This is a genomic window from Paenibacillus sp. P22 (assembly GCF_000469945.2).
In the GTDB taxonomy this organism is placed as follows: domain Bacteria; phylum Bacillota; class Bacilli; order Paenibacillales; family Paenibacillaceae; genus Paenibacillus_O; species Paenibacillus_O humicus.
This window is the reverse complement of sequence record NZ_CBRA020000070.1, coordinates 11,505-35,609: the sequence shown is the minus strand read 5'-3', so window position 1 is coordinate 35,609 and position 24,105 is coordinate 11,505. Positions and strand designations below refer to the sequence as shown.

Here is a 24,105-nt window from a genome sequence, read left to right as displayed (position 1 = left end):
TTCGTTTGCTTATTCCACTAGCTCGACATGCGACTTGAGCGTGAGTTAGACGGCTTATTCCGGCTCGACAGGCGCTTGAGCAGCCAATAAGACGACTTTTTCGGCTTATTCCGGCTTGGCATGCGCTTGTGCAGCGAATAAGACGATTTTTTCGGCTTATTCCGGCTCGGCAGGCGCTTGTGCAGCGAATAAGACGATTTTTTCGGCTTATTCCGGCTCGGCAGGCGCTTGTGCAGTGAATAAGACGATTTTTTCGGCTTATTCCGGCTCGGCAGGCGCTTGAGCAGCGAATAAGACGACTTTTTCGGCTTATTCCGGCTTGGCATGCGCTTGTGCAGCGAATAAGACGATTTTTTCGGCTTATTCCGGCTCGGCATGCGCTTATTCAGTGAATAAGACGATTTTTTCGGCTTATTCCGGCTCGGCATGCGCTTGAGCAGCGAATAAGACGATTTTTTCGGCTTATTCCGGCTTGGCATGCGCTTGAGCAGCGAATTAGACGTTTTTTTCGGCTTATTACGGCTCGGCATGCGCTTGAGCAGCGAATTAGACGATTTTTTCGGCTTATTCCGGCTCGGGATGCGCTTGAGCAGCGAATTAGACGGCTTTTTCCGCCAACCCGGAGGACTCGGCGACGCTCGGGCAGCAAGTTAGACGGCTTTTTCCGCCAACTCTACCTTAGCCATCAAAAGGAAAGAGGAGGCGTCGGTTACGACGACCTCCTCTTTCCCACTCTCTTGACCGCATTCTCAGTCTCGCTGCGGAACCCATTCAAAAGGATCCGCTAAAGGAACGCCGCCTCAATGCGTATACGTGTAATGAGCCGAATCATATTGCGGTCCCGACTTCTCATAGGTGAACCACAGCTCGATCGACTGGCCTGCGGCCAACCCCTGGATCGTATGCGTCCAGTTGGTTCCGCTTTGAACCATGCGCACGTTCTGCTGGTTGGCTCCATTGATCGTGTAATGGACATCGACGTAAGCCGCCGCCGTCTTGGGAGCGAACACAAGCGCTTCCGACGTGCCCGACTTGGTCACTGTCGCGGTATAATCGGCGGCAGTGTAAGTCAGCACGTTGCTTGCAGAAGCAAACTGCAGCCAGTTGATATTGAACTGCGGACCGCTGATGTAGACGCGGAGAGTCTGAGGTCCCGCTGCCAGCTGCACCTGCGCCGAGACGGTCGTCCAGGTCTGCCAGCCGCCCGTATTCGGCACCGTTACCGTAGCGAGCGTCGTGCTGCCGGAGCGCAGCTGGAATTGTCCCGTCGCATTCGGACTCGCCACCCTTGCCTGCAGCGTATACGTTCCCGCCTGGGCGACGTTGACGCTGTAATCCATCCAGTCGCCGGTATCCAGGTAGCCGACGTTCAACCCGCCGCCGGTATCCGTTGTCGCCTCCGTCTGCACGCCGCTCATGGAAGCGTAGCTCTCGGCTTCGATCTTGCCCGGAATCGCTCCCGCCGACGGAGCAGGCGTCGGGGTCGGCGTCGGGGTCGGCGTCGGCGTCGGTGTTGGTGTCGGCGTCGGCGTTGGGGTCGGCGTCGTTCCGCCGGCCCCTTCCGTCGCCGAGCCGTTCGCCGGCACCGACATCGTCTTGCCGTCGGAGAAGGTGACGGTAATTGCGGAGCTGCCTGCATTATAAGCTGTATAAGTGCGGACGCCGTTTTTCACGAAGACGGCGTAGAGCGGCGTATTCGCCGTCACGGTGCGGTCCTGGACGCCTATCGCATCCAGATTGTAGATCCAGTGGTACGCGAACGCCTTGGAGTTGCCCGCCTCGGCCGAGAGGGCGTTGCCGCGCGCGTTCCAGAAGCTTTTCGCTTCCGCCGGATTCGAGATTGCTCTGTACATATAGATCAAGTCTTCCCACGCGTCAAAGTTCGTGCCGCCATTCTCGGATACAAGCGCATTGTAGTTCTTGGCGGCGTAATCCGGGTACTGGGTCAGATAGAGCGATGCTCCCGTGAACGGCAGCCAGTTGATGCCGTGCACTTCCTCCGGGTTGCCGGTCCACCAGGTGCCGTCGCCTACCGTCTTGCCGCCCCAGACCATGCTCGCGGTAGAGCGGGTGAAGCCGGCCGGGCGGTTGCTGCCCGTGACGTCGAACCAGTATTCATTGATTGCGTTCATCTCGGTCGTGTACAGGGAAATGCCTGTATCGCGGATTGCGGTGTCTCCCGTCGCTTGTCCCCACAGAATCATGCCCGCCCAGGCGTTCATGCCCTCGGAGGAGGATTCGTTGTTGTTGCCGTCCCCGAACCGAGCATGGCCGGAAGCCCACGAATGGCCGGCATAAGGATCGAAGTTGCGCAGGTAAGGGAACATCGTGTCCGTGCGGCTGCTGCTGGCGATGTCGCGGATCAGCAGGTTGACCATCGGACCCCAGGCGGAAGCCCAGGCTTTGTCCGTCCTGGCGATTTCCGCAGCGGCTTTGATGAAGTAACCGTAATGGAAATGGTGGTCGTTGAGCTCATTGTTGGAGCCGTAGCTGGCCGGATAGCCGATGACGGTGCCCCAGTTGCGGTTGTAATAGAAGACATTGCCGCTCTTGAGGTTGCCGGCGGCGTCGCTGGACTTGAACCAGCCCTGGAGAATGGTCTTGATCGAGCTGCGGAACTTGTTCGCCGCCGTCGTGTCGCCGATCTGGTCGGCGATCGGAGCGAGCGAGGCCAGCTTGCCGAGCGTCTTGCCGACCCAGTAGGTGTCGGCGTCGCCGCTGTACGTCTCTGCCTCCGCCTGGTCCACATACTGCTGGAGCAGCGCGCGGTCATAGGAGCCTTTGTCCGGCAGGGAAGGCAGCACGCCGTTGAAATTCATGACGGTCTGGAAAGAGCTCCCTTCCCCCGTCTTCATGAGGCCGCGCACCGAATTGTACGTGTAGGAGAGCAGCGGGCTCGAGCTGTTCTTCCATTGATGCGGATAGAGGGCAAAAATCGTGCCCGTCTGCGTGCCCTGCTTGGCCTGCGTCGTGAAGGTGAAGGTCGACGTCACCTTGCTTGTCGAAGCGTTGTAGGCATACGACACCTGGGTTCCCGTCACATGCGAGTAGGCATACTGGGCGTATTTGTTCAGAGTCGCCTGCGTATTGTCCGGAAGGACGGCAACGGAGAAATACGTGCTGCCGTTGTTCGTCAGCGTTTTGCCGCCGATGCCGCTCCAGGTGCTGCCGCTCGCGCCGAACAGCCCGTAATGCGCGCCTGCCACCGTTATGCCTAGCACCGGAGTGCTTGCGCTGCCGGACCAGATCGTCGGAGCGTCGTAAAAGTCCACCTTCGGACTGCCGCCCGCATACGTAAAGTACACGTAAGGAGAACCGTGCCCGTACGTAACGTTCATTTCGTTCGCGCCGCTCTTGTATTGAGCCTTCACGAACCAGTCGCTGAAGCCGTCGACCTTGGCGTCGGGGAAGCTCGAGACGGCCGTATGCCCGACCGTGAAGTCATGGATATCGTTGATCCAGCCGCAGACGCAGCTGGAGTTCGCCGTAATCCGGTTGCCCGGATAATAGATGCGGATGCCTCCGGAGCCGTTTTTCATCGCCAGCGGATGCGGATATTGGGCTTCGGAATACGTATCACAAGCCAGGTTGCTCCACCAGTCATTGGTAGGCATCGCTCCCGTGACGTTGGCCGTCTTGTAGATGTTGGACTGGGTGTCGACCGCTCCGGCCGGCAGCACCGTGGAATAAGAGCCGGAGCCGAGCGCGACTTCGCCGTTATAGGCTGTAGCTCTGCCCGCCGGCAGCAGGGACAGAATAAGGGCCAGCATGAGCAGGCCCGCCGTCATTTTCTTCATTTTGTTCCTCCTCGACTTTTGATAACGCTTTCATAAAACCGATTCGTCTTTCCAGCTCCTTTCCCATCCATGCATTCATACAGGGGACGACCCCGTATGTGATCATCGTACCAACACAATACCGGCCGATAAAGGCACCTTTTTTCGGGTTTATTCCCTTTTTTTCACATTCTCGGCGAAAATGAAAAAAGACGGCTTTTGCCGCCTGCCGGTCCTTGCTGTCGTCCGGATCGGAATCGTCCCGAAAAAAAGAACCAGCCCCTGGCAGCACGGGCCAAGGGCTTGTCCATTCTTTTGCAGAACCGGTCTTCAAGCGGAAACGGAAGGCCGGCCGCCGGCCGGCAGAGCGGCGATCATCGTAAAGATGAACATGGTGCCGTCCCCGACCTGGGAGGTCGCATAGATGGTTCCGCCCATCAGCTCGACCAAAGTCTTGCAGATGGACAGGCCGAGACCGGTCCCTTCCTGCTTGGAAGCGAACGGCGTCTGAAGCTGGATGAACGGCTGGAACAGCTCGTCCATCTTTTCCTGGGGAATGCCGATTCCCGAATCCTCCACGACGAACTCGAGCTGAACGGTTTCCTCCGTCTCGTCTCTCTTGTTCACGTAGATCTTGACGCCGCCCGATTCAGTGAACTTGATCGCGTTGCCGATCAGGTTGATCAGTATTTGCCGCAGACGGTTCGAATCGCCTTCCAGCACCGCAGGAACAGACGGATCCAGATAGGATTCGAGGCTCAGGTTTTTTTCCAGAGCGAGCCCCTTGAATAGATCAAGCGTTTCTCCCAGGCATTCCTCCACCTCGAACGGCCGGTAGTCCAGCTCCATCTTGCCGGATTCCATCTTGGAATAATCCAGGATCTGATTGACGACGGACAGCAGCCCTCGCCCGCTCTTATGGATAATCTCGGCCGTGCGGCGGTCCTGAGGCTTGAGCTCCGCCTCCAGCAGCATCTCGGACATGGACAGGATGCCGTTCATCGGTGTCCGGATCTCATGGCTGATCATGGAGAGGAACCCGGACTTGATCCGCAGCGCGACTTCCGCCTTTTCCTTCAGTTCCATCAGCGCCCGGTTGCTCGCCTCCAGCTCGGCCGTCCGCTGCTGCAGCTGGTCGCTCTTGATCTGGAGCTCCTTGCGCGCTTTGTACAGGCTCACGAAGCCGTCGATCTTGCTGCGCAGGATGTCGGGCTGGAACGGCTTGGTCAAGTAATCGATGGCGCCGGCCGAATAGGCTTTCATGTAATCCTGCAGCTCCGAGGTGAGCGATGTGAGGAAGATGATCGGAATATCCTGCGATTTCTTTCTCATCTTGATGCGCCGGGCCGTCTCGAATCCGTTCATGTCCGGCATGAGCACGTCCATGATGATCAGCGCGACCTCGTTCTCCAGCAAGGCTTTGAGCGCAAGCATGCCGGAAGCCGCTCCCAGAAGCTGATAAGGCTTGTCGGCCAACAGCGCCGCAATCGACGTATATTCGTCCGGACGGTCGTCCACAAGCAGAATGTTAACGGGATAATCCATCCCAGCCCCACCTGTCTTTCGTTGTCGTTAGTTGATCAGCCAAGTCTTGAGCATCGTGACCAGCTGGGTTGTGTTGATCGGCTTGGGAATATAATCGGATGCTCCCGCATCCAGGCATTTGATCCGGTCCTCTTCCATGGCCCGCGCCGTCAGCGCGATGATGACCAGGCTGTCGTAGGCCGGAATGGCGCGAATCGCCCTCATCGTCTCATAGCCGTCCATCTCCGGCATCATGATGTCCATGAAGACGAGATCGACATCCTCCATCCTCTGCAGCATGGCGAGAGCTTCCTTGCCGTTCTGGGCGAACTGGATATCCATGTTGTAGCCCTCCAGCACGCTGGACAAGGCAAAAATATTTCTCATGTCGTCGTCGACGAGCAGAATGCGCCTTCCCTCGAAAGCAGCCTCCGGATTATGCAGCTTCTCGATGATGCGCTGCTTGTCCGGCGGCAGGTCCGCCGTGCGGCGATGCAGGTAGAGGGCGGTCTCGTCGTACAGCCGTTCCATCGACCTGACGTTCTTGATGACGATGCTCTCGGCATAATGCTTGAGCTTCAGCTCATCCTGCTTGCCGAGCTCCTTGCCGGTGTAAATCGTCACGGGCAGCGTCTGCAGCTTGCGGTTGGTCTTCACCTGCTCCAGCAGGTCGAAGCCCGATATGTCGGCAAGGCCCAGATCCAGCACCATGCAGTCGAAATGCTGGACGGCCAGCTGCTCCATCGCTTCCCGGCCCGTGCCGACCGCGGTGATCCGGACGTCGGGATGGTCGATGTAGGCGACCAGGCTTTTGCGCAGATCGACATTGTCCTCGACGATCAGCAGGTTTTTGACCCGGCGCCGGATGTACGACTCGATGTCCAGAAATGCGGCTTCCAGCTCCTCCGGCCCGTTCGGCTTCTTCCAGAAGGAAAGCGCCCCGAGGCTGAGCGTCTGCTGGTCGCGGTCCTCCGTCGAGATGACGTGGACGGGAATATGCCGCAGCTCCGGCCGGCTCTTCAGCCTGCTTATAATCGACCATCCGTCCAGGACAGGAAGATCGGTGTCGAGCAGAATGGCGTCCGGCTTGTAGGCATGGGCGAGCGCGAGGCCCTGGTCCCCCTGGAAGGCGACGATCGCCTTGAAGCCGCGCCGCCGGGCGATCTGCAGCAGGATGGCCGCGAAGTCGGCATCATCTTCAATGATCAGGAGCACCGTATCGCCTTGCTGCAGATCGTCGCGGTCGTCCTCCATCTCGGAAAATTGCAGCAGCTTCGGATTGGAGATGGAAATGTCCGGAACGAACGATTCCATGAACTTGCCTTGGCCGGACCTCTCCGATTCGGATGCGATCGAGATCGGCTCCGCTTCCTTGCTTGCCGCGGCTTCCGGCAGTCTGGCCGGAATAATCAGGCTGAAGGTGCTTCCTTGTCCGTCCATGGAGGAAGCCTCGATCCGCCCCCCCAGCAGGCCCGCCAGCTCTCGGCTGATCGTCAGGCCAAGGCCCGTGCCGCCGTACTTGCGGCTCGTCGTTCCGTCCGCCTGCTGGAAGGCCTCGAAGATGGACTCCAGCTTGGACGCGGGAATCCCGATCCCCGTATCCGCGACGGCGAATACGATTTCTTCCGGCCCGGCTCCCGGCGATGCCGGACTGCCGGAACCGATATGAAGAGAAACGGAGCCTTCCTCCGTGAATTTGAGGGCATTGGACAGCAGGTTGCGGATGATCTGCTGAACCCGGTGCCCATCCGTCAGAATCGAAGCCGGCAGGCTGCGGTCCATCCGGATGTCGAAGGCGATTGATTTCTTCTGCGCCTGCAGCTCAAAAGTGCGGTACAGCTGGTCGGCGATGCCGTGAAGCTCGGTCGCTTCGATGACAGGAGTCATCTTGCCGGTCTCCAGCTTGGCCAGATCGAGAATTTCGTCGATCAGCTGCAGGAGATCCTTGCCGGACGAGTAGATCGTATGAACATATTCCAGCTGCTTGGTCTGCAGATTGCCTTCCTTGTTCTCCGCCAATATTTGCGACAGGATGAGGAGGCTGTTGAGCGGCGTGCGCAGCTCGTGGGAGACGTTGGCCAGAAATTCCGATTTGTGCTGGGCGGCCAGATAGATTTCGTCCGCCTGGGCTTTGATTTCGATCTTTTGGCTTTCGGTCAGTTCCATCTGCTCTTGCAGCGAATGATTGAACATTTCAAGCTCCTCGGCTTGAACCTTGAGCTCGTCGGTCTGGGCCTGCAGCTCCTCCGACTGGGCCTGCAGCTCGTCGGTCTGAGCCTGCAGCTCTTCCGTCTGGGCCTGCAGCTCCTCGGACTGAAGCTGAAGCTCCCTCTTTTGGCGCTCCGTCAGCTCCATCTGCTCCCTGAGCCCTTCGTTCGACAGGCGAAGCTCTTCCGCCTGATCCTTCAGTTCGTCGGCCTGACGCTCGATCTCCTCCTTCTGGCGAAGCGCCATCTCGCCGGCTTCCTTCAACTGCTCCGTCTGCACACGCAGCTTTTCCGCCTGCAGCCGCAGCTGCTCGGCCTGCGCCTGCTCCTCCAGAAACTGAATCTCGATCTGCTCCTTCTGCCTGGCCGTCGTTTCCGTCTCTAGCCGCAGCTGGTCATTGGACTGCTCCAGCTGAATTGACTGGAGATGAAGCTCGTCCGCCTGGGCCTTGAGCTCCTCCGTCTGAGCCTGCAGCTCCTCCGTCTGATGCTGCAGCTCTTCCGTCTGGGCTTGCAGCTCTTCCGTCTGAGCTTGCAGCTCCTCCGTCTGGGCTTCAAGCTCTTTCTTCTGGTTCTGCGTTTCGCGCAGCAGCTCGTCGATCTTCGCCACATCCGCCAGCGTATTGATCAGCACGCCCATATTGTGGCTGACGCGGTCGATCAGCTGCCGCTCCTTCCCGGCGAATTCCCGGAACGAGGCCAGCTCCAGGACAGCGACGGTCTCCCCCTCGTAAAGAAGGGGAACGACCAGCAGGCTGGAAGGCACGGCGGCTCCCAGAGCCGACTGGATGCGGATATACCCATCGGGAATATGCCGCAGCTCCAGCGGAGCCTTGTCCAAAGCGCATTGCCCCACCAGGCCCTGCCCCGGCTGAATCGGCTCCCGCGGCAGCTCGCCGGCATCATGGGCATAACCGGCGGCGAAATGATACTTCGCGTCGCGTCCGACATACATGGAGCCGTAGCTTGCATCGACAGCTGCAGCCAGCTTGCGGATGAAAATCCGGGAAGCCGCCTCCACCTCGATAGACCCTTGCAGCAGAATGGCCATCTCCGAGACGCTTGCATTGATCCATGCCTGCTCCTCCGCCTCCAGCCGCATGGAGCGTTCCTGCTCCGTCTTGTTGAACAGGGTGTCCGCCAGGGAGCGGAACGTCGCGGCCAGGGAGCTGAACTCGCCGGCTGCCTCTGCCGGACCGGCCTCCTCCACCTTCTCGCCTTCCTCCATTCTCTTCGCGATGCCGGCGATCTGCGCCATGCCGCTCCGCAAGCTGCGGACTGCTCCTATAGAAATGAAGCCGACAGCGGCAATGCCGGCTGCCCCAAGCGCCGTAGAAACGATCGCCCAGGATGAGTCCAACATGACCCACGACAAAGCTACAAAATAAGTTAGAAGTAGAATAGAAACGGCAACGCCTGTCCAAATTTTCTTCTGAATGTTCATCTATTCACCTCTGACGGATTAGTCCACTGGAATCAATTCATTATACTTCTCCTCGTATTCGTTTGATAGGCGCAGATAGGGAAGCCAATAAAAAACCTCTATCCGGCAGCAGCCGGATTGCCTATAAAAAGGCGGAAAACCGGCCCTCAATCTCCAATGGAAACGATGGAAAAGGGGGGCAAGTTGCGCGGGAGCAAGGAGAAATCAGCTGCCGAAAGCAGAATTCCGGTCTGCCTGAGCGTTCATGTCCGGCCATTCCGGCATGGAAGCGGCCGGCCGGCGGGAAGCCGTCACGGTCGACAAATGGCCGGCGGAAAAAGAGTCCGAAAAGGATAAAAAGCTTCATCCCGCCGATGCGGGATGAAGCTTCTTTGAATTTTTATGACTGCGGAATGGTTCTTCTGCAGGCCTTTAGCTGAGCGAACCCAAAGCTTCCTTCGTGAACGTCTGCAGCTCATCCGTGCGGCCGCCGCGAATTTTCTCCGCCCATGCCGGATCTCCCAGCAGCGCGCGGCCGACGGCGACGAGGTCGAACTCGCCCTTCTCGAAGCGCTCGATCAGGCTGTCGATTCCTTGCGCCTCCCCGCCTTTGCCTTCAGCGAACAGGCTGGTGAACTCGGAGTCGAGGCCGACAGAGCCGACCGTAATCGTAGGCTTGCCGGTAATTTTCTTGGTCCAGCCCGCCAGGTTCAGGTCGGAGCCTTCGAACTCCGGCTCCCAGAAGCGGCGCGTGGAGCAGTGGAAGATATCGACGCCGGCAGCGGACAGCGGGGCGAGGAACTTCTCGAGATCCTCCGGAGTCGGAGCGAGCTTGGCCGCATAGTCCACCGGCTTCCACTGCGAGAAGCGGAACACGATCGGGAAGTCAGGACCGACCGCCGCGCGGACCGCCTCGATGACTTCGACCGCGAAGCGGGTGCGTCCGACCATATCGCCGCCGTATTCGTCGGTGCGCTTGTTCGTCGTCTCCCAGAAGAACTGGTCGATCAGATAGCCGTGCGCTCCATGGATCTCCACGCCGTCAAAGCCGATGCGCTTGGCGTCGGCGGCCGCTTGGGCGTAGCCTTGCACAAGCCCGCGGATTTCTTCCGTCGTCAGCGGCTCCGACACGGGCTGGCCGGTGAGGCTGAGGCCGGAAGGGCCGATCGGGGCAGCGTCGGACTCCGGGAACTTCTCCCTCTCGCGGGCGGTGCCCACATGCCAGATTTGCGGAATGATCCTGCCGCCGGCTTCATGCACCTCGCGGACGACGCGCTCCCAGCCTGCCAGCGCTTCCTCCCCATAGAAGTGGGGCACGTCGCGGTCGGCGGCGGCCGCCGGATGGTTGATGACCGTTCCTTCGGTGATGATCAAGCCGACGCTGTGCTCGGCACGGCGACGGTAATAACCGGCCACGTCAGGGCCGGGAACGCCTTTCGGCGAGAAGCCGCGGGTCATAGGGGCCATTACGATCCGCGTATCTAGGTTCAGCTTGCCGCCTTCGAAAGGCTGGAAAAGCGCTGCTGCGGTTTTGGACAGAGTCATCTTGGTCTCTCCTCCTGTGTGATGCGGTATAGGATGCCTTATATATCTACAATCATGAATATATAGATTAACTCGATGAAATGCAAGCCCTGTGCCGAGCTTGAGCGCTTCAGTTCTCTTTACCCTGAAGATCCGACGCGAAACCGGCCAGGAAATTCTCGATTCCCTGCTCGTTGCGCCTGTAGTACGTCCATTGGCCGTAACGGCGAGATTCCAGCAGACCCGCCTTTTGCATGGAGGACAGATAAGAGGAGATGACGGACTGGGTCAGCCCGGCCTTTTCCTGGATGCTGCCTACGCAGACGCTGCCCGGAAATTCATTCTGAACCTCGCAGGGCTGGGCGCTGAACTGCTTCTCAGGCTCCCTGAGCCAGCAGAGAATATTCAGGCGAGTCTCGTTGGAGAGAGCTTTCAGCACGGCAAGCTTATCGTCTTGGTTCATCGCTCACACCCATTTCTACCCGGTAGTTTGCCTCTATTATAACAGAAGAATACGCCGAAGAAGAATGAACCTTCCTTGCGATCCCATCGTCGCTTTGCCGGACTGCCACGGCCCATGAGAAAAATGATAACCACATTAGTATTTATTCAGACTGCGCTTGTCGCTTGCTTCGCCGTGCTAAAATTTGACGGGCGGAGGGGCTGCCATCATTCGCCAATTCCGCAAGGCCAGGCCTGTCCATGCAAGCCGGCCTTATATTCGCTAAGGGGGAATTCCCGTTTATGAGATCCATCGATGAACTTGAACATACAGCACGTGTGCATACGGTTATTGAAGTGGTAAAGGAGGTGCTGGACGATTCCGTCCTGACCGACGACTTCATCGCCGGGCTGAAGCGTCTGAGCTTCGACGAGCTGGGCAAATTCGTGCTTCGCCTTGTCATGACACGCACGCTCGACCAGGCTTGGGCTCCGCATCTTCAGGAAAAGGCCGGAGAGGGCAGTCCTTTGAACTACGCCTGATTCAAGAGCCCCGGCTCCACAGTGCGGGCCGGCCGGCGTAACCTTGCGAGGCCAGCTCTTCCTTGGGAATGAACCGAAGCGCGGCGGAGAAGATCCGGTAATGCCCTCCCTGCCTGCTGCCCGTTTCGCCGAGCAGGTGGCCGAGACAAGCTCCGCTCAGCCTTGCCTTGAGCCGGATCCGGGGCGGCGTCGTCGACAGATCCGCTTCGCGCCGCAGCAGCCCTTCGTGCAAAGGCCTGCGGAATGCCGGCCAGCCATCCCCTGCGTCGAACTGATCCATCGTCGAAAATAAAGGATCGCCTCCGACGGCATCGACATAGATGCCGTCTTCCTTGTTGTTCCAATACGGATTGTCATACGGAGGCTCCTGCGCGCCATGGCGGACGACCTCGTACTGCAGCGGGCTGAGCCGTCTTCGCAGCTCCCCGTCGGGCAGCAGGGCAGGCCAATGCTTGGCGGCATGCTCGTCTCTCCCCGAGGCCTGCCGGTACAGCCGGTAATGGCCGAAGCTCTTGCGGTGGTAATTCTGATGCTCCTCTTCCGCCGGATAGAAAGGGCCGGCCGGCACGATTTCCGTCACGATCCGGCCCTTGAAGCGGCGGCTCGACTGCAGCTCCCGGCGGGATGCCTCGGCGAGCCGCCGCTGCGCGCCGTCATGATAGAAAATCGCCGTCCGGTACGAGGCGCCCCGGTCCTGGAACTGGCCGCCCGCGTCGGTCGGATCGATCTGCTGCCAGAAGATGTCCAGCAGCCGTTCATACGGGAACAGATCCGGGTCGTATACGATCCGGACCGCTTCCGCATGCCCGGTCGTCTCCGAAGCGACGGCATCGTAGGTCGGATGGTCCGCATGCCCGCCGGTGTAGCCCGACAGGATCGACTCGATGCCGGGCAGATCCTCGAATGGCTGCACCATGCACCAGAAGCAGCCGCCCGCGAAGGTCGCCTGCTTCAGGCCGGATGCAGGGACAGAGGCGGTTGTGCTCTTCCTCTCCGTACATGCGGCTTCGCCGCCTCCCTGGCTGCCGACGGCTTCCGGCTTTCCTTCTTGGCTCAACGCTCTTGCCCCCCCTCTTGATCCGTCTAGCGCCGCTTATACGGCATGACTCCGGTACGGGCTACCAGCCCGCCACGGTGCCGTCGGTGCGGAAATCGGTGCCTCCGCACAGCACGCCGCTTGCCGGATCGCGCAGGATGATCTGCCCCCGGCCGAAGGAGCCGAAGCCGGACTCCAGCGTGATCCGGTGGCCCATCCTCTCCAGCGCCTGGGCGGCCGCCAGCGGGAAATGCGGCTCCAGGGAAACCGACAGATCCTTATGCCACTGCCAGCGCGGCGTGTCGAGCGCGGCCTGCGGATGCAGGGCGAAGTCGACCATGTTCATGACGGCCTGGACATGGCCCTGCGGCTGCATGTAGCCGCCCATGACGCCGAACGGTCCGACCGCCTCCCCGCCGCGGGTCAGGAAGCCCGGGATGATCGTATGGTACGTTTTTTTACCGGGCTGAAGCGCGTTGGCATGGGCAGGATCCAGCGAGAAGTCGCTGCCGCGGTTCTGCAGCGCGATGCCGGTTCCCGGCACGACGAGGCCGGAGCCGAAGCCCATGTAGTTGCTCTGGATGAAGGAGACCATATTGCCTTCGGCGTCGGCGGCCGCCAGATAGACGGTGCCTCCCGAGGACGGCTCGCCCGCCTCCGGCATCCGAGCCTGCGGACCGATCATTCCCCGGCGCAGATCCCCGTAGGAAGCCGACAGCAGATCCTGGACCGTGATATTCATATGGGCCGGATCGGTAATGAACTTGAGGCCGTCGGAAAATGCGAGCTTCATCGCCTCGATCTGGCGGTGCAGAGCCCCCGGAGCGAGCAGGCTGTCCGGAGCGAACTCCATTCCGCCCAAAATGTTGAGCGCCAGCAGCGCGATCAGCCCCTGGCCGTTCGGCGGCATTTCCCACACCTCGTAGCCGCGGTAGTTCACATGGATGGGGTCCACCCATTCCGGCCGGAATGCGGCGAGATCCTCCGCGGTCAGAAATCCGCCTTCGCCGCGCACATAAGCTGCAATGGCTTCCGCGAGCTCTCCGCGATAAAAGCTGTCGGCGCCCGACTCGCCGATCGAGGCCAACGCCCGGGCATGTCCAGGCGAGCGCCACAGCTCGCCCGCCGCCGGAGTCCTGCCGCCCGGAGCGAACGTATCGTACCAGGAGCGGGCTGTATTCTGAGGCAGCCTCTCCCGGTAGAGTGCGGGCGGCGCGCTCCCAGTAATAAGCCGCGGTCGGGGACACCGGGAAGCCTTCCTCCGCGTAGCGGATCGCAGGCTCCAGCGCCTCGATCAGCGGCAGCTTGCCGAAGCGGCGCGACAGCTCGCCCCATGCGGCCGGCGCTCCCGGCACGGTGACGGGGATGGCGCCGAACTTCGGCATCTCCGAGTGGCCCCGCTCCTTCACGGCGTCGATGGAGATCGAAGCCGGAGCCGGGCCGCTGCTGTTCAGGCCATGCAGGCGGCCTTCCGTCCACACCAGGGCGAAGGCGTCGCCGCCGATGCCGTTGGAGCAAGGCTCCACGACCGTCAGCGCCGCAGCTGCCGCGATCGCGGCGTCGATGGCGTTGCCGCCCTTTTTCAATATATCGAGGCCGGCCTGAGCGGCGAGCGGCTGCGAGGTGGCGACCATTCCATTGCGCGAGTACGTGGGAAGACGATAGGAAGGATGCGGATGATAGAGCGGATCGAAGGTCATGGCGATGGGTAAGCCTCCTGGGTGGAATGCAAGATGTTCGGCTGCAAAGCCGATTTTCTACGTGTGCAGTCGTTAATGCGGTTGGCTGGGGGGCGTGTCCCCTTGATGTTCAGGCTAATGCCCGTAATTGTGAATATCGTCGGAACCGGCTAGCAGAACGGCCGCCAGCAGCGCCAGGATCGAAAACAGGATCAGCATCATCCCCAACCCTTTTCCACTCCAGCTTCCGAATTTCCTTCTACGGACGAATAAAAGCCCGACACCGGCGACGAAAACCGGGACGGCTACCCAGGCAAAGGATGCATCCATTCCGCTCACGGCCTCCTCCATGCTTCGGCACGCGGCGATTCGCTTGTCCGCTGCTCGTACTGTTCTTCCGTTCCGACGTAGAAGTCGACGACTGTGGGCAGCTCGACCTGCTCCCCGCCCGCTTCCGAACGCGAGCCTCCATGCGTTCCCCCGCCGTTGACGAGTGCGGCGCCGGCTGGAGCGGGCTTGACGCTGCCGTCGGCAGACCTGTAATAAAGCTTCACGCTTCCAGGCTTCATCGGGCTGGATGTCCGCAGCCATCCGGTCGAGTCGATGGGATAGACGTAGTCCCCGTCCTTGCGTTCCAGAGGCGCGCTGCCCTGCTGGCCGAAGACGACGACCACCCAGCCTGCATACCCTTCCGGAACGATGTAGCGATGTCCGGAAGCGGGCTTGAACAGGAGCAGATACAGGAGCAATAAGACCGATATCACCGTCAGCGCCCCCAGCAGGGACCTGTTTTTCTTCAAGCTGCTGCTCATGCCGCGGCATCCTTTCCGTTTCAAGCGTTATTTCATCGATTAGTTGTTAGACGCCTTGACCGCCATAGTTGTTTCGGCTTCAATTTGCCGCGCATGGCTTCCGCGTTCCCGCGTTCTCTTCTTGACCTTGCAACCGGTTTCCGATATGGTGGAAAAAACCCGATATCCGCATCTGCTGTGACCAAGGCCAGCATGCCCCGCCGTTCGCCGTCCAGAGAGGAAACCCCCAGGCTGCAAGGTTTCCCGCATCGAACCCCGGCATCCCCACCTTGCGAGCTGCATCCCGTGCCTGTCCGCAGGCCCGGCGCCGGCTTCCTGCCGTTATCCGTCTCAAGGGCTTCCTGCCGCCAGTCCGGCCGGAGCCGAACTCAGGGTGGTACCGCGACGCATTCGTCCCTGGACGAATGCGTCTTATTTGTTTTATGCGGCCCATTCATCCGTTGACGAATGGGTCTTATTTGTTTTATGCGGCCCATTCATCCTTTGACGAATGGGTCTTTTTTGTTTTATGCGGCCCATTCATCCGTTGACGAATGCATCTTATTTGTTTTATCCGGCCCATTCATCCTTTGACGAATAGGTACATCACCCAAGGAGGGGTATTTCATGCTTCAAAGCAAGCTGCTTCTGTCCACCCTGCGCGACACTCCCGGCGAAGCCGAGGCTGCCAGCCACCGGCTGCTGCTGCGGGCAGGCTTCATCCGGCAGACCGCCGCCGGCATCTACTCTTATTTGCCGCTGGGACGCAAAGTTCTCCGCAAGGCCGAGCAGATCATCCGGGAGGAAATGGAAAAGGCCGGCGCCCAGGAGGTTCTTCTGCCCGCGCTCCAGCCGACGGAGCTGTGGCGGGAGTCCGGCCGTTATGACGCTTACGGTCCGGAGCTGATGCGCATGCGCGACCGCCATGACCGGGAGTTCGCGCTCGGTCCGACGCATGAGGAGGTCGTCACCTCTCTCGTGCGGGATGAGGTATCCTCATATCGGAGGCTTCCGCTGACGGTCTATCAGATTCAGACCAAGTTCCGGGACGAGCGCCGCCCCCGGTTCGGACTGCTGCGCGGGAGGGAGTTCCTGATGAAGGATGCCTATTCCTTCGATACGACCCAAGAGGGGCTGGACCATTCCTATCAAACGATGTTCGAGGCGTACAACCGGATCTTCAGCCGTCTCGGCTTGACCTTCCGCCCCGTCGAAGCCGATGCCGGAACGATCGGCGGCGACGGAGGCACGCATGAATTCATGGCTCTTGCCTCCATCGGAGAGGATACGATCGCTTCCTGCACCTGCTGCGGGTATGCCGCCAATCTCGAGAAAGCCGAGCCAGGACGGAAGTCGGCGAACGATGCGGAGCCGGGCCGTCTATTCGGGAACGACAGCAGCCACAAGGATGAACCGGCACCCGCGGCCCTTGCCTCGGAGCCCGAAAAAATCCATACGCCCGGCGTTCGAACGATCGGACAGCTGACCGCTTTTCTGGAGCTGCCTCCCTCGCAGATTCTCAAAACCGTGCTGTTCGAGGCCGACGGAAGCATCGTAGCCGTCGTCGTCCGCGGCGACCATGAGATCAACGAGCTCAAGGTCAAGAATTTCCTTGGAGCGGATTCCATCTCGCTTGCCGAGGCTGACGAGGTCATGATGACGACGGGCGCTCCCGTAGGATTCGCCGGTCCTCTCGGACTGGATATTCCCGTCTATGCCGATCATGACGCGGCTGCTGTAACGGACGGAATCGCCGGCGCGAACGAAGAGGACTTCCATATCCGCGGCGTTCATGCGGGAAGGCATCTAAGGGCAGCGGTTGTCGGCGATTTCCGCAACGCGCAGGCAGGCGACCTTTGCCCGAAATGCCGGGAAGGCGCGCTCCTGTTCCATCGCGGCATCGAGATGGGCCAAGTATTCAAGCTCGGCACAAAATACAGCGAGAAGCTGGGGGCTACCTTCCTCGACGCCGACGGCAAAACGCATCCGATGATCATGGGCTGCTATGGCATCGGCGTCTCGCGCCTTCTGTCCGCAGCGGTGGAGCAATCCCATGACGAGAACGGCATTGTGTGGCCGGCGGCGCTGGCTCCGTTCCACGTCCATGTCATTCCGGTGTCGGTCAAGGACGAAGTCCAGATGGCTCTCGCGCACAAGCTGCGCCTCCGCTTGGAGGAGGCCGGCGCGGAGGTGCTCGTCGACGACCGCGACGAGCGGCCCGGCGTCAAGTTCAAGGATGCCGATCTCATCGGCATTCCGGCACGCATCGTCGTCGGCCGCGATGCGGCGGACGGCAGGGTGGAGTTTGTCCGGCGCGGCAGCGCGGACAAGGCAAGCCTGGCCGCGGAAGAAGCGGCGCAGCGGGTGCTGGAGATGGTGCAAGCCCTGCGGACTGGAAGCTAGTTCCGGGAGTTGGCCGCTTCCAGCCTGACCGGCTGGCAGACATCTGGACCGAATCGATCCCGAAACAAGAACAAGACGACAAAGGACAAACGAAAAAAGGCAGCCGTCAAGGTCTGCCTTTTTGCCGTGCCTACAGCTTTTTGACCAGGAAGTAATAGGAGCTGCCGGGAGGATAGTCCTCGATCTCGCCTACGACCTCGTATCCGTACCTCTCGTAGAACTCTCTCGCCTGGAAAGAGAATGTCGTCACCTTCGATCTGACCGCTCCCATCTGCCTGGCCAGCTCCTCGGCTTGAGCGAGCAGCCCTGAGCCGGTTCCTCGACCCCTGAATTCCTCCTCCAGCCAGAAATACCCGATCTCCAGCCATCCCCAGAGCACCTGGGCAGTCAGCCCGCCTCTCCAGCTCCCTTCGTCGTCCTTGAGCATGATATGCAGCGGCTGAATGGCCCCTTCCTTCCTCTTCTCCCGATGATGGAAGGATTGCTCGTTGTTGAACTCCTTCAGCTTGGCGGTCAGAAAGTCATAGAACTCCGGGTTCCCAGCCAGCGAAACTTCCGTTCGGCATTCCATTTTTTGATCCTCCTTGGACGAATAGCAGCTCCTAAATACACTCGTTCAGAGATAGGTTAAACGTACAAATCTACTATTTAGAGATAGTAAAGGCAATAGACTTGAGAACATGCTAGCTTCAAATATTTATTGACATGCAGTTCTTCCCTTAGCAATACCAAGACTTTCATCCATCGGGTTAGCCATATCAGACGAATGCAGCAGGATTTTTCTTATTCCTTGTATCTTCAAATCTTCTGCCGCTTCATGAACAAGCTTGGATCCTATGCCTTGGCGACGGTAGACTGGGACTGTGAAGACATTCGTCATATACGCAACCAATCCGGAAGGATTTTCAAATCGGCGAATCGGCATAAGCAAAAACATGCTGTCGATACAACCACTCCATCATCAGCAGCAACCCATGATATCGGCTGGAACCGCTTTTCGAAACAGCATGATTGACTTCCTCCCTGTTCAAAATTTTTCGATCAGCTGCTGCCACAGAAACGGCCATGCAATCGTGTATATAATCTGTACTTATAACATCTAGTATTAACACCGTATGTTTATCAATGAGCTTAAATCTAAGATTTCTACATTCTGCATCTCCGCATATATCGAATGCATAAAACGTGATCCGGTTCACAGCGTGTGGTGCATCAGCATGAAAAGAAGCCACAAGCAATAGGCTGCGGCTTAGATGTTTTATAATCGGCGAATGGGACGGTGAAACGCGGCATGCCGGAAGATTGGACGTGCGCCAGGCCGTCGCCCTTTCCACGAAATGCACGGGAATGCAGCCGAAGAGCACGATCAGAAGTTGCAGGGGAGACATGGTCGCCCGAGCAGCGCTGAGAAGAGGGTAAGGAGGGCTGGCTTTTTACTTACTGGCCTCTCAGCACATGCTCGATACGCTTATCGGGTACGAACCAGATCACCGCAACGAGTACGAAGAAGATGCCGGATATCCAAGGACTCGCATACGCGGTCAAGACCGCTATCAAGTAGAGCAAGGGAGATAATTTCCCCTTCCAGTCTCTGCCCATCGCCATGATGAAGGAGAGATCGCCGGAATGCTGGTTAATAATGGCGCGCTGAAGCAGCCAGTACGAGAGCGCCGCTAGGAGAAGAATAGTACCGTACAGTGCGGTTGGGGTGGCGGCAAAATGGCTTTCCCCCATCCAGGCTGTCGTGAAAGGCACAAGGGATAGCCAGAATAGAAGCAGCAAGTTGAGCCACATCAAACGTCCGTTCATCGTTCTTACCATATGAAGCAAATGATGATGATTGTTCCAGTAAATGCCGATGTAGATGAAACTGAAGATGTAGCTGAGAAATTTAGGACCAAGTTCGATCAGAGCAGACCAGTCATGGCCTTCCGGCAATTTAAATTCCAGTACCATGATCGTAATGATGATCGCCAAAACGCCGTCGCTGAACGCTTCCATCCGATTCGCTTTCAGAATATCTCCTCCTTTTTCTCTCCTCTCGCTTTTGGGAGAGCCTTTATTACTCTACATTAATTAAATGGCTTTAACCCGCTCCTCTTCTTCTGGCGTACGATGACCGTGTGCACATTGTACGGATGAGACGTTGGCGTGATCCGCTCATCTAGGACACCTGAAATAGCGGGTTTGGTTTATGATCCCGCTCCCTCTATTCTTGTGTCCATTTTAATTTAACCGCAAGATTTGAACCCCCGCAAGCAAAGCGGCTGAAGCCCGCCGCGATACCTTATGACTGCAAATGAGCTGGATGCAATTCAAGCTCCTTCAAGGCGAACGAGGAGCATCCTCGGCCCCTTACTCTCCATGCGTTTTTGAGGGCTTCATTTCTCCCTGTGCGTCCGTGGAACTTTAAACAAGCCCGCTTCCGACTAGTCGGAAGCGGGCTATCTGTCGGTACCTGCCTTTATGCAAGACTACCTCCGTGCCTTAAAGCCATCCTTGCTTCCCTGCCGCAGAGAGGCTTGCCGGCTCTCCCATGCGCTCGTGCAGGAAATCGACGACATGCATGACCTTCATCGCAGCCGGGTCCCCGTGCTTCTGCACCCCGAGCTTCATCTGCAGCAGGCAGCCGGGATTGCTCGTGAGCAGATAGGCCGCGCCGGTAGCGTTGGCATGCTCCATCTTGTGCTCCAGAATCTGCCCCGCCATCTCCGGCTGCGTGACGTTGTAGATGCCCGCAGAGCCGCAGCAGCGGTCGGCTTCCTTCATCTCGGCGAAGGAGGCGCCAGCAACCTGGCGGATCAGCTGCCTCGGTGCTCCCGAGGATCTCATTCCGTTGCGGAGATGGCAGGAGTCCTGGTAAGTGACACGTACGCTGCCGCTCTGCTCCGTAAAGGCCGGCAGCCTGTCGCTGCTGAGCAGCAGCTGGCTGACATCGACGACGCGGGAAGCGAACTCGACGGCCAGCTCTGCATACTGCTCATCTCCATGCATCAGATGGCCGTATTCCGCCAGCTGCGCGCCGCAGCCGCCGGCGTTGGAGACGATATGCTGGATGCCCGCATCCCGGAAGGCGTCCAGGTTGGACCGGGCAAGCCCTCTCGCCTGATCCAGCTCTCCGCTGTGAGCATGCAAGGCTCCGCAGCACACCTGATTGTCCGGGATGACGACCTCGAAGCCGGCCTCAGCCAGCAGCTCCGCCGTGCGGACATTCGTCTCGCTGAACAGCACGTCCATGATGCAGCCCCGGAAAAGGGCGACGCGTGCGATCGGCTCGCCCTTGGCTGGAACGACCGTGCCGATGCGGTCTACGACGCCTTTCCCGGAAGCATCGGGAAGAATCTGCTCCATCTCCCGCATGGCCGCCGGGAACAGCTTCATGATGCCCGTTCCGCGAGCCACCTGCCGGAGACCGGATTTCTGATAGAAGGAGAGCGAGCGTCCGAGCCACTTCAAGCGGGAGCGATGCGGCAGCACATCCTTGAAGAACAGCCTCCGAGCGCCCTTCGCCGGCAGGCTGTGCTGCGCGTGGTCCTCGATCGCGTCCCTGGCTTGCTCCAGCAGCTGCCCGTATTTGACGTCGGCAGGACAGGCCGGCTCGCAAGCCCGGCAGCCGAGACAATGGTTCATCTGCTCGGCGAACGCCTTGTCGGGCTCCATGATGCCGTCGGCGACGGCCTTCATGAGCGCGATCCGGCCGCGGGGCGACTCCGGCTCAAGCCCCGTCTCGCGGAATGTCGGACAAGCAGGCAGGCAGAAGCCGCAGCGCATGCAGTTGGTCAGCTGGTCGTAGTCCAGCTTGGCCAGCACCGTTCTCGACACCGGATTGGCATGCCGCACATCCGGCTTGCCGAGCAGGCTTCCCGGTCCCGAATGCGGCTGTACCGCCAATCCGAGGCCTCCATGGATTCCATCAGCCACGGTCGATCACCACCCTTTTGCGAGTTTCTCCGGCGAACATCTTGCCGGGATTGAGCAGATGATGCGGGTCGAACGCATCCTTGATGCCTTTCATGACGGCGATGCCGCTCGCCCCGACCTTCCATTCCAGGAACGGCGCCTTCACGGCCCCGACCCCATGCTCGCCGGTAATGGTGCCGCCAAGCTCGATGGCCGCTTCAAATATTTCCGCGAAAGCCTGTTCGACCCGGTGGACCTCCTCCGTGTCCCTGGCGTCGGTCGTTGCGGTCGGGTGAAGATTGCCGTCTCCCGCATGCCCGAAGGTTGCGATGGACACGCCGTACTTGTCCGCGATCTCCCGGATGCGCAGCACCATGTCCGCGATGCGGGAGCGGGGAACGGTCGCATCCTCGAGAATCGTCGTCGGACGCAGCCTTGCCAGCGCCGTGAACGCGCTGCGCCTTGCCGCAACTAGCTTTTCCGCCTCCTCGCGAGTCTGGGCGACTTCGACCCGGTCGGCCTTCTCGGCTTCGCAGATGAGCCTTATGGCTTCCATATCCCGCTCGACCGCCTCGGGATCGCCGTCCTGCTCGATCAGCAGAATCGCTTCCATATCCCGCGGCAATCCCAGATGGGCGAAATCGTCGACGACCCGGATCGTCGGGTTGTCGAGAATTTCCAGCGTGGCCGGGATGATCTTATTCTCGATGATCCGAGAGACGGTCCGGGCTGCGCCGTACAGGTCCTTGTACATCGCGAGCATCGTCTTTTTGCCGGCGGGCGGAGGCACGAGCTTCAAGGTCGCTTCCGTAATGATGGCCAGCGTGCCCTCCGAGCCGACGAGCAGCTTCGTCAAATCGTAGCCGGCCACATCCTTCATGAGCTTGCCGCCGGTGCGAAGAATTTCTCCATTGGCCAGGACCGCTTCGAGACCGAGCACGTAATCCTTGGTCGTTCCGTATTTCAGCCCGCGCAGGCCGCCCGAGCACTCGCTGATGTTGCCGCCGATCGTCGAGATCTTCATGCTGCTCGGATCCGGCGGGTAGAACAGCCCGAGCGATTCGATATGCTCGGTGAACGCGGCGGTGATCATGCCCGGCTGCACCGTTGCCGTCAGATTGTCCATGTCGACCTCCAGCAGCCGGTTCATCCGGTGCATGACCATGACGATGCCGCCCTGCAAGGGGACCGTGCCTCCGCACAGGTTGGAGCCCGAGCCTCGAGACACGACCGGTACGCGGTACTCTGCAAGAACCTTCATGATCCCGGACACCTGAGCGGTCGAGTCCGGATAAATGACGCCGTCCGGCAAGCTCTGGAGCATGGGCGTGCCGTCATAGGAATGAGCGACTCTCGCCTCCGGATCGTCCCTGAAATGCTTCTCTCCTACGATATCCCGCAGCCGTCTCGCCATGGCCGGATCCAGCATGATCATTTCCCCTTCCCATCTGTAGAAAGCTTACGTTCACCCGCGCAGACATACGGATATGCCCTTTAGATCATCAGGTCATCTGATGACTTTGGAACTCATTATATGCTATACTGATTTCATTGTATAGAATGTTTTTGGGATGCCACGGGAGGTCGCGATGAAAATCACCCAAGCCAAAGGCCATGAGCTTGTAGCCGAACATATGCTGGAACAGATCCGCTCGGGCGCCTGGGAGCCCGGACAGCGGCTGCCCTCCGTCGTGGAGCTGGCGGAATCGTACGGCGTCGGCCGTTCCACGGTCCGCGAGGCGGCCAGCGCGCTCAAGGCGACCGGCTGGCTGGATGTGCGCCAGGGCGGCGGCACTTTCGTCAAGTCGGTATTACCCAGTGATCCCAAGCAAGGCGCGGACCAGATGTTCCACAATGCGGGCTCCTTGACCGAGCTGCTGGAAGTTCGCAAGGTGCTGGAGATCGGGGCTGTGTCGCTCGCCTCCGCAAGGCGCGCACCGGACGATTTGGCGCGGCTGCGCGAGATTCTCGCATCGATGGAGAGCAGCCTCGAGGCCGGCGACACCGAGGCCGGCGAGCGCGCCGACACCGAGTTCCACATGGCGATCGTAGCCGCCTCGGGCAATACCCTGCTCGCGCAGATGATGGAATCCCTCGCCGAGCGCTTCGCGTCTTCCATTTCCCAAACCCGCGAGCTGTGGTTCTACCGCGAGAGGGGCACCGCCCAGCGGCTGCTCGGCGAGCACCGGCGCATCTATGATGCCATAGAGGCCGGAGACGCCAAGCTTGCGGAGCATGTGCTCGGCGAGCATCTGAACAAGGTCATCGATGTGCTGAAGGGCATCAAGGGCCGGCTTTGAGACTCTCGGCTCGGACATAGACTTTTCTGGCAGCAAATAGGGAATCAGCAGCTTTGCAATTCTGGCAGCTCGAGCCAGCAGCTTTGCAGCTATGGCAGCTTGAGCCCCTATTTCTCTGAAGCTGATCGGCGCGAACCGCCTGTTGCCGCTGCGGCTCGTCCGATTCCTCCCATCTACTTATAAGACACTGTCTGGCGCAGACCTCTCTGCCTATTGCCTCTGCGGCTCGTCCGATTCCTCCCATCTACTTATAAGACACTGTCTGGCGCAGACCTCTCTGCCTATTGCCTCTGCGGCTCGTCCGATCCTGCAAATCAACAATAGACTCGCATCCCATCGGCTAGAAAGAATAAAACGGCACCCTTATACAGCTGCTATCGGACATACGATCCGTTATTTGGCCGCTGTAAAGCCAATTTCACCTTTATCGGACATACGTTCCGTTATTTGGCCGCTGTAAAGCCAATTTCACCTTTATCGGACATACGTTCCGTTATTCCACTCCGCATTATTTTTATCTCAATAAAAATTCACAAATAACGGATCCTATGTCCGATA

18 protein-coding genes and 1 pseudogene are annotated in these 24,105 nt (G+C 59.4%); 3 read left to right on the top strand and 16 right to left on the bottom strand.

Features of this window, described 5'->3' with window-relative positions:
* Positions 1–17: 17 nt before the first annotated feature.
* From BN871_RS11430 to BN871_RS11405, 7 genes are all read right to left on the bottom strand, one after another.
* The gene (locus BN871_RS11430) at positions 18–530 is read right to left on the bottom strand and encodes a hypothetical protein (protein ID WP_048746057.1); all 513 of its coding nucleotides are present in this window, start codon (positions 528–530) and stop codon (positions 18–20) included.
* Positions 531–800: 270 nt separating this feature from the next.
* Positions 801–3,797, bottom strand: a complete 2,997-nt coding sequence (locus BN871_RS11425; RefSeq protein ID WP_021879995.1) for a glycosyl hydrolase — start codon at positions 3,795–3,797, stop codon at positions 801–803.
* Complete coding sequence (locus BN871_RS27635) at positions 3,718–4,110, bottom strand: hypothetical protein (RefSeq protein WP_127509161.1); 393 nt, start codon at positions 4,108–4,110, stop codon at positions 3,718–3,720. The genes BN871_RS11425 and BN871_RS27635 overlap by 80 nt, the downstream gene beginning before the upstream one ends.
* A complete protein-coding gene (locus BN871_RS11420) occupies positions 4,107–5,321 on the bottom strand; it encodes an ATP-binding protein (RefSeq protein ID WP_021879996.1) in 1,215 nt (404 codons plus the stop codon). The genes BN871_RS27635 and BN871_RS11420 overlap by 4 nt, the downstream gene beginning before the upstream one ends.
* A gap of 27 nt (positions 5,322–5,348) precedes the next feature.
* Entirely contained in the window at positions 5,349–8,870 is a 3,522-nt protein-coding gene (locus tag BN871_RS11415) for a response regulator (protein ID WP_232312976.1), read from the bottom strand.
* A gap of 492 nt (positions 8,871–9,362) precedes the next feature.
* On the bottom strand, positions 9,363–10,475 hold the full coding sequence (locus tag BN871_RS11410; protein WP_048746054.1) for an NADH:flavin oxidoreductase: 1,113 nt from the start codon (positions 10,473–10,475) through the stop codon (positions 9,363–9,365).
* 109 nt (positions 10,476–10,584) lie between these two features.
* Complete coding sequence (locus BN871_RS11405) at positions 10,585–10,917, bottom strand: helix-turn-helix transcriptional regulator (protein WP_048746052.1); 333 nt, start codon at positions 10,915–10,917, stop codon at positions 10,585–10,587.
* Positions 10,918–11,198: 281 nt separating this feature from the next.
* Between BN871_RS11405 and BN871_RS11400 the strand changes: the two genes are divergently transcribed.
* Positions 11,199–11,438, top strand: a complete 240-nt coding sequence (locus BN871_RS11400) for a hypothetical protein (RefSeq protein WP_048746050.1) — start codon at positions 11,199–11,201, stop codon at positions 11,436–11,438.
* Position 11,439: 1 nt separating this feature from the next.
* Here BN871_RS11400 and msrA read toward each other — a convergent pair whose 3' ends face one another.
* From msrA to BN871_RS11380, 4 genes and pseudogenes are all read right to left on the bottom strand, one after another.
* On the bottom strand, positions 11,440–12,393 hold the full coding sequence (gene msrA / locus BN871_RS11395) for a peptide-methionine (S)-S-oxide reductase MsrA (RefSeq protein WP_269745423.1): 954 nt from the start codon (positions 12,391–12,393) through the stop codon (positions 11,440–11,442).
* 163 nt (positions 12,394–12,556) lie between these two features.
* A pseudogene (locus tag BN871_RS11390) lies at positions 12,557–14,174 on the bottom strand (gamma-glutamyltransferase family protein).
* A 114-nt stretch (positions 14,175–14,288) separates the two neighbouring features.
* On the bottom strand, positions 14,289–14,483 hold the full coding sequence (locus BN871_RS11385) for a hypothetical protein (protein WP_048746048.1): 195 nt from the start codon (positions 14,481–14,483) through the stop codon (positions 14,289–14,291).
* A gap of 5 nt (positions 14,484–14,488) precedes the next feature.
* Positions 14,489–14,965, bottom strand: coding sequence for a DUF6843 domain-containing protein (locus BN871_RS11380; RefSeq protein ID WP_048746047.1), 477 nt, complete (start codon positions 14,963–14,965; stop codon positions 14,489–14,491).
* A gap of 606 nt (positions 14,966–15,571) precedes the next feature.
* On the opposite strand from BN871_RS11380, the gene BN871_RS11375 reads away from it, so the two are divergent.
* Entirely contained in the window at positions 15,572–17,347 is a 1,776-nt protein-coding gene (locus BN871_RS11375; protein WP_048746045.1) for a proline--tRNA ligase, read from the top strand.
* A 130-nt stretch (positions 17,348–17,477) separates the two neighbouring features.
* On the opposite strand, the gene BN871_RS11370 is transcribed toward BN871_RS11375, so the two are convergent.
* The 5 genes from BN871_RS11370 to BN871_RS11355 all read right to left on the bottom strand — a co-directional run bounded on the left by BN871_RS11370 (position 17,478) and on the right by BN871_RS11355 (position 22,676).
* A complete protein-coding gene (locus BN871_RS11370) occupies positions 17,478–17,918 on the bottom strand; it encodes an N-acetyltransferase (protein ID WP_021880991.1) in 441 nt (146 codons plus the stop codon).
* Between the two features lie 126 nt (positions 17,919–18,044).
* Positions 18,045–18,272: a GNAT family N-acetyltransferase gene (locus tag BN871_RS26815; RefSeq protein ID WP_198158037.1), complete on the bottom strand. Its 228-nt coding sequence runs from the start codon at positions 18,270–18,272 to the stop codon at positions 18,045–18,047.
* Positions 18,273–18,784: 512 nt separating this feature from the next.
* A complete protein-coding gene (locus BN871_RS11365; RefSeq protein WP_048746044.1) occupies positions 18,785–19,363 on the bottom strand; it encodes a TMEM175 family protein in 579 nt (192 codons plus the stop codon).
* 471 nt (positions 19,364–19,834) lie between these two features.
* Complete coding sequence (locus tag BN871_RS11360; RefSeq protein ID WP_048746077.1) at positions 19,835–21,205, bottom strand: (Fe-S)-binding protein; 1,371 nt, start codon at positions 21,203–21,205, stop codon at positions 19,835–19,837.
* Between the two features lie 55 nt (positions 21,206–21,260).
* The gene (locus BN871_RS11355; RefSeq protein WP_048746076.1) at positions 21,261–22,676 is read right to left on the bottom strand and encodes an FAD-linked oxidase C-terminal domain-containing protein; all 1,416 of its coding nucleotides are present in this window, start codon (positions 22,674–22,676) and stop codon (positions 21,261–21,263) included.
* 160 nt (positions 22,677–22,836) lie between these two features.
* Here BN871_RS11355 and BN871_RS11350 point away from each other — a divergent pair, with 160 nt between their 5' ends.
* Positions 22,837–23,547, top strand: coding sequence for a FadR/GntR family transcriptional regulator (locus BN871_RS11350; protein WP_048746043.1), 711 nt, complete (start codon positions 22,837–22,839; stop codon positions 23,545–23,547).
* Positions 23,548–24,105: the final 558 nt, after the last annotated feature.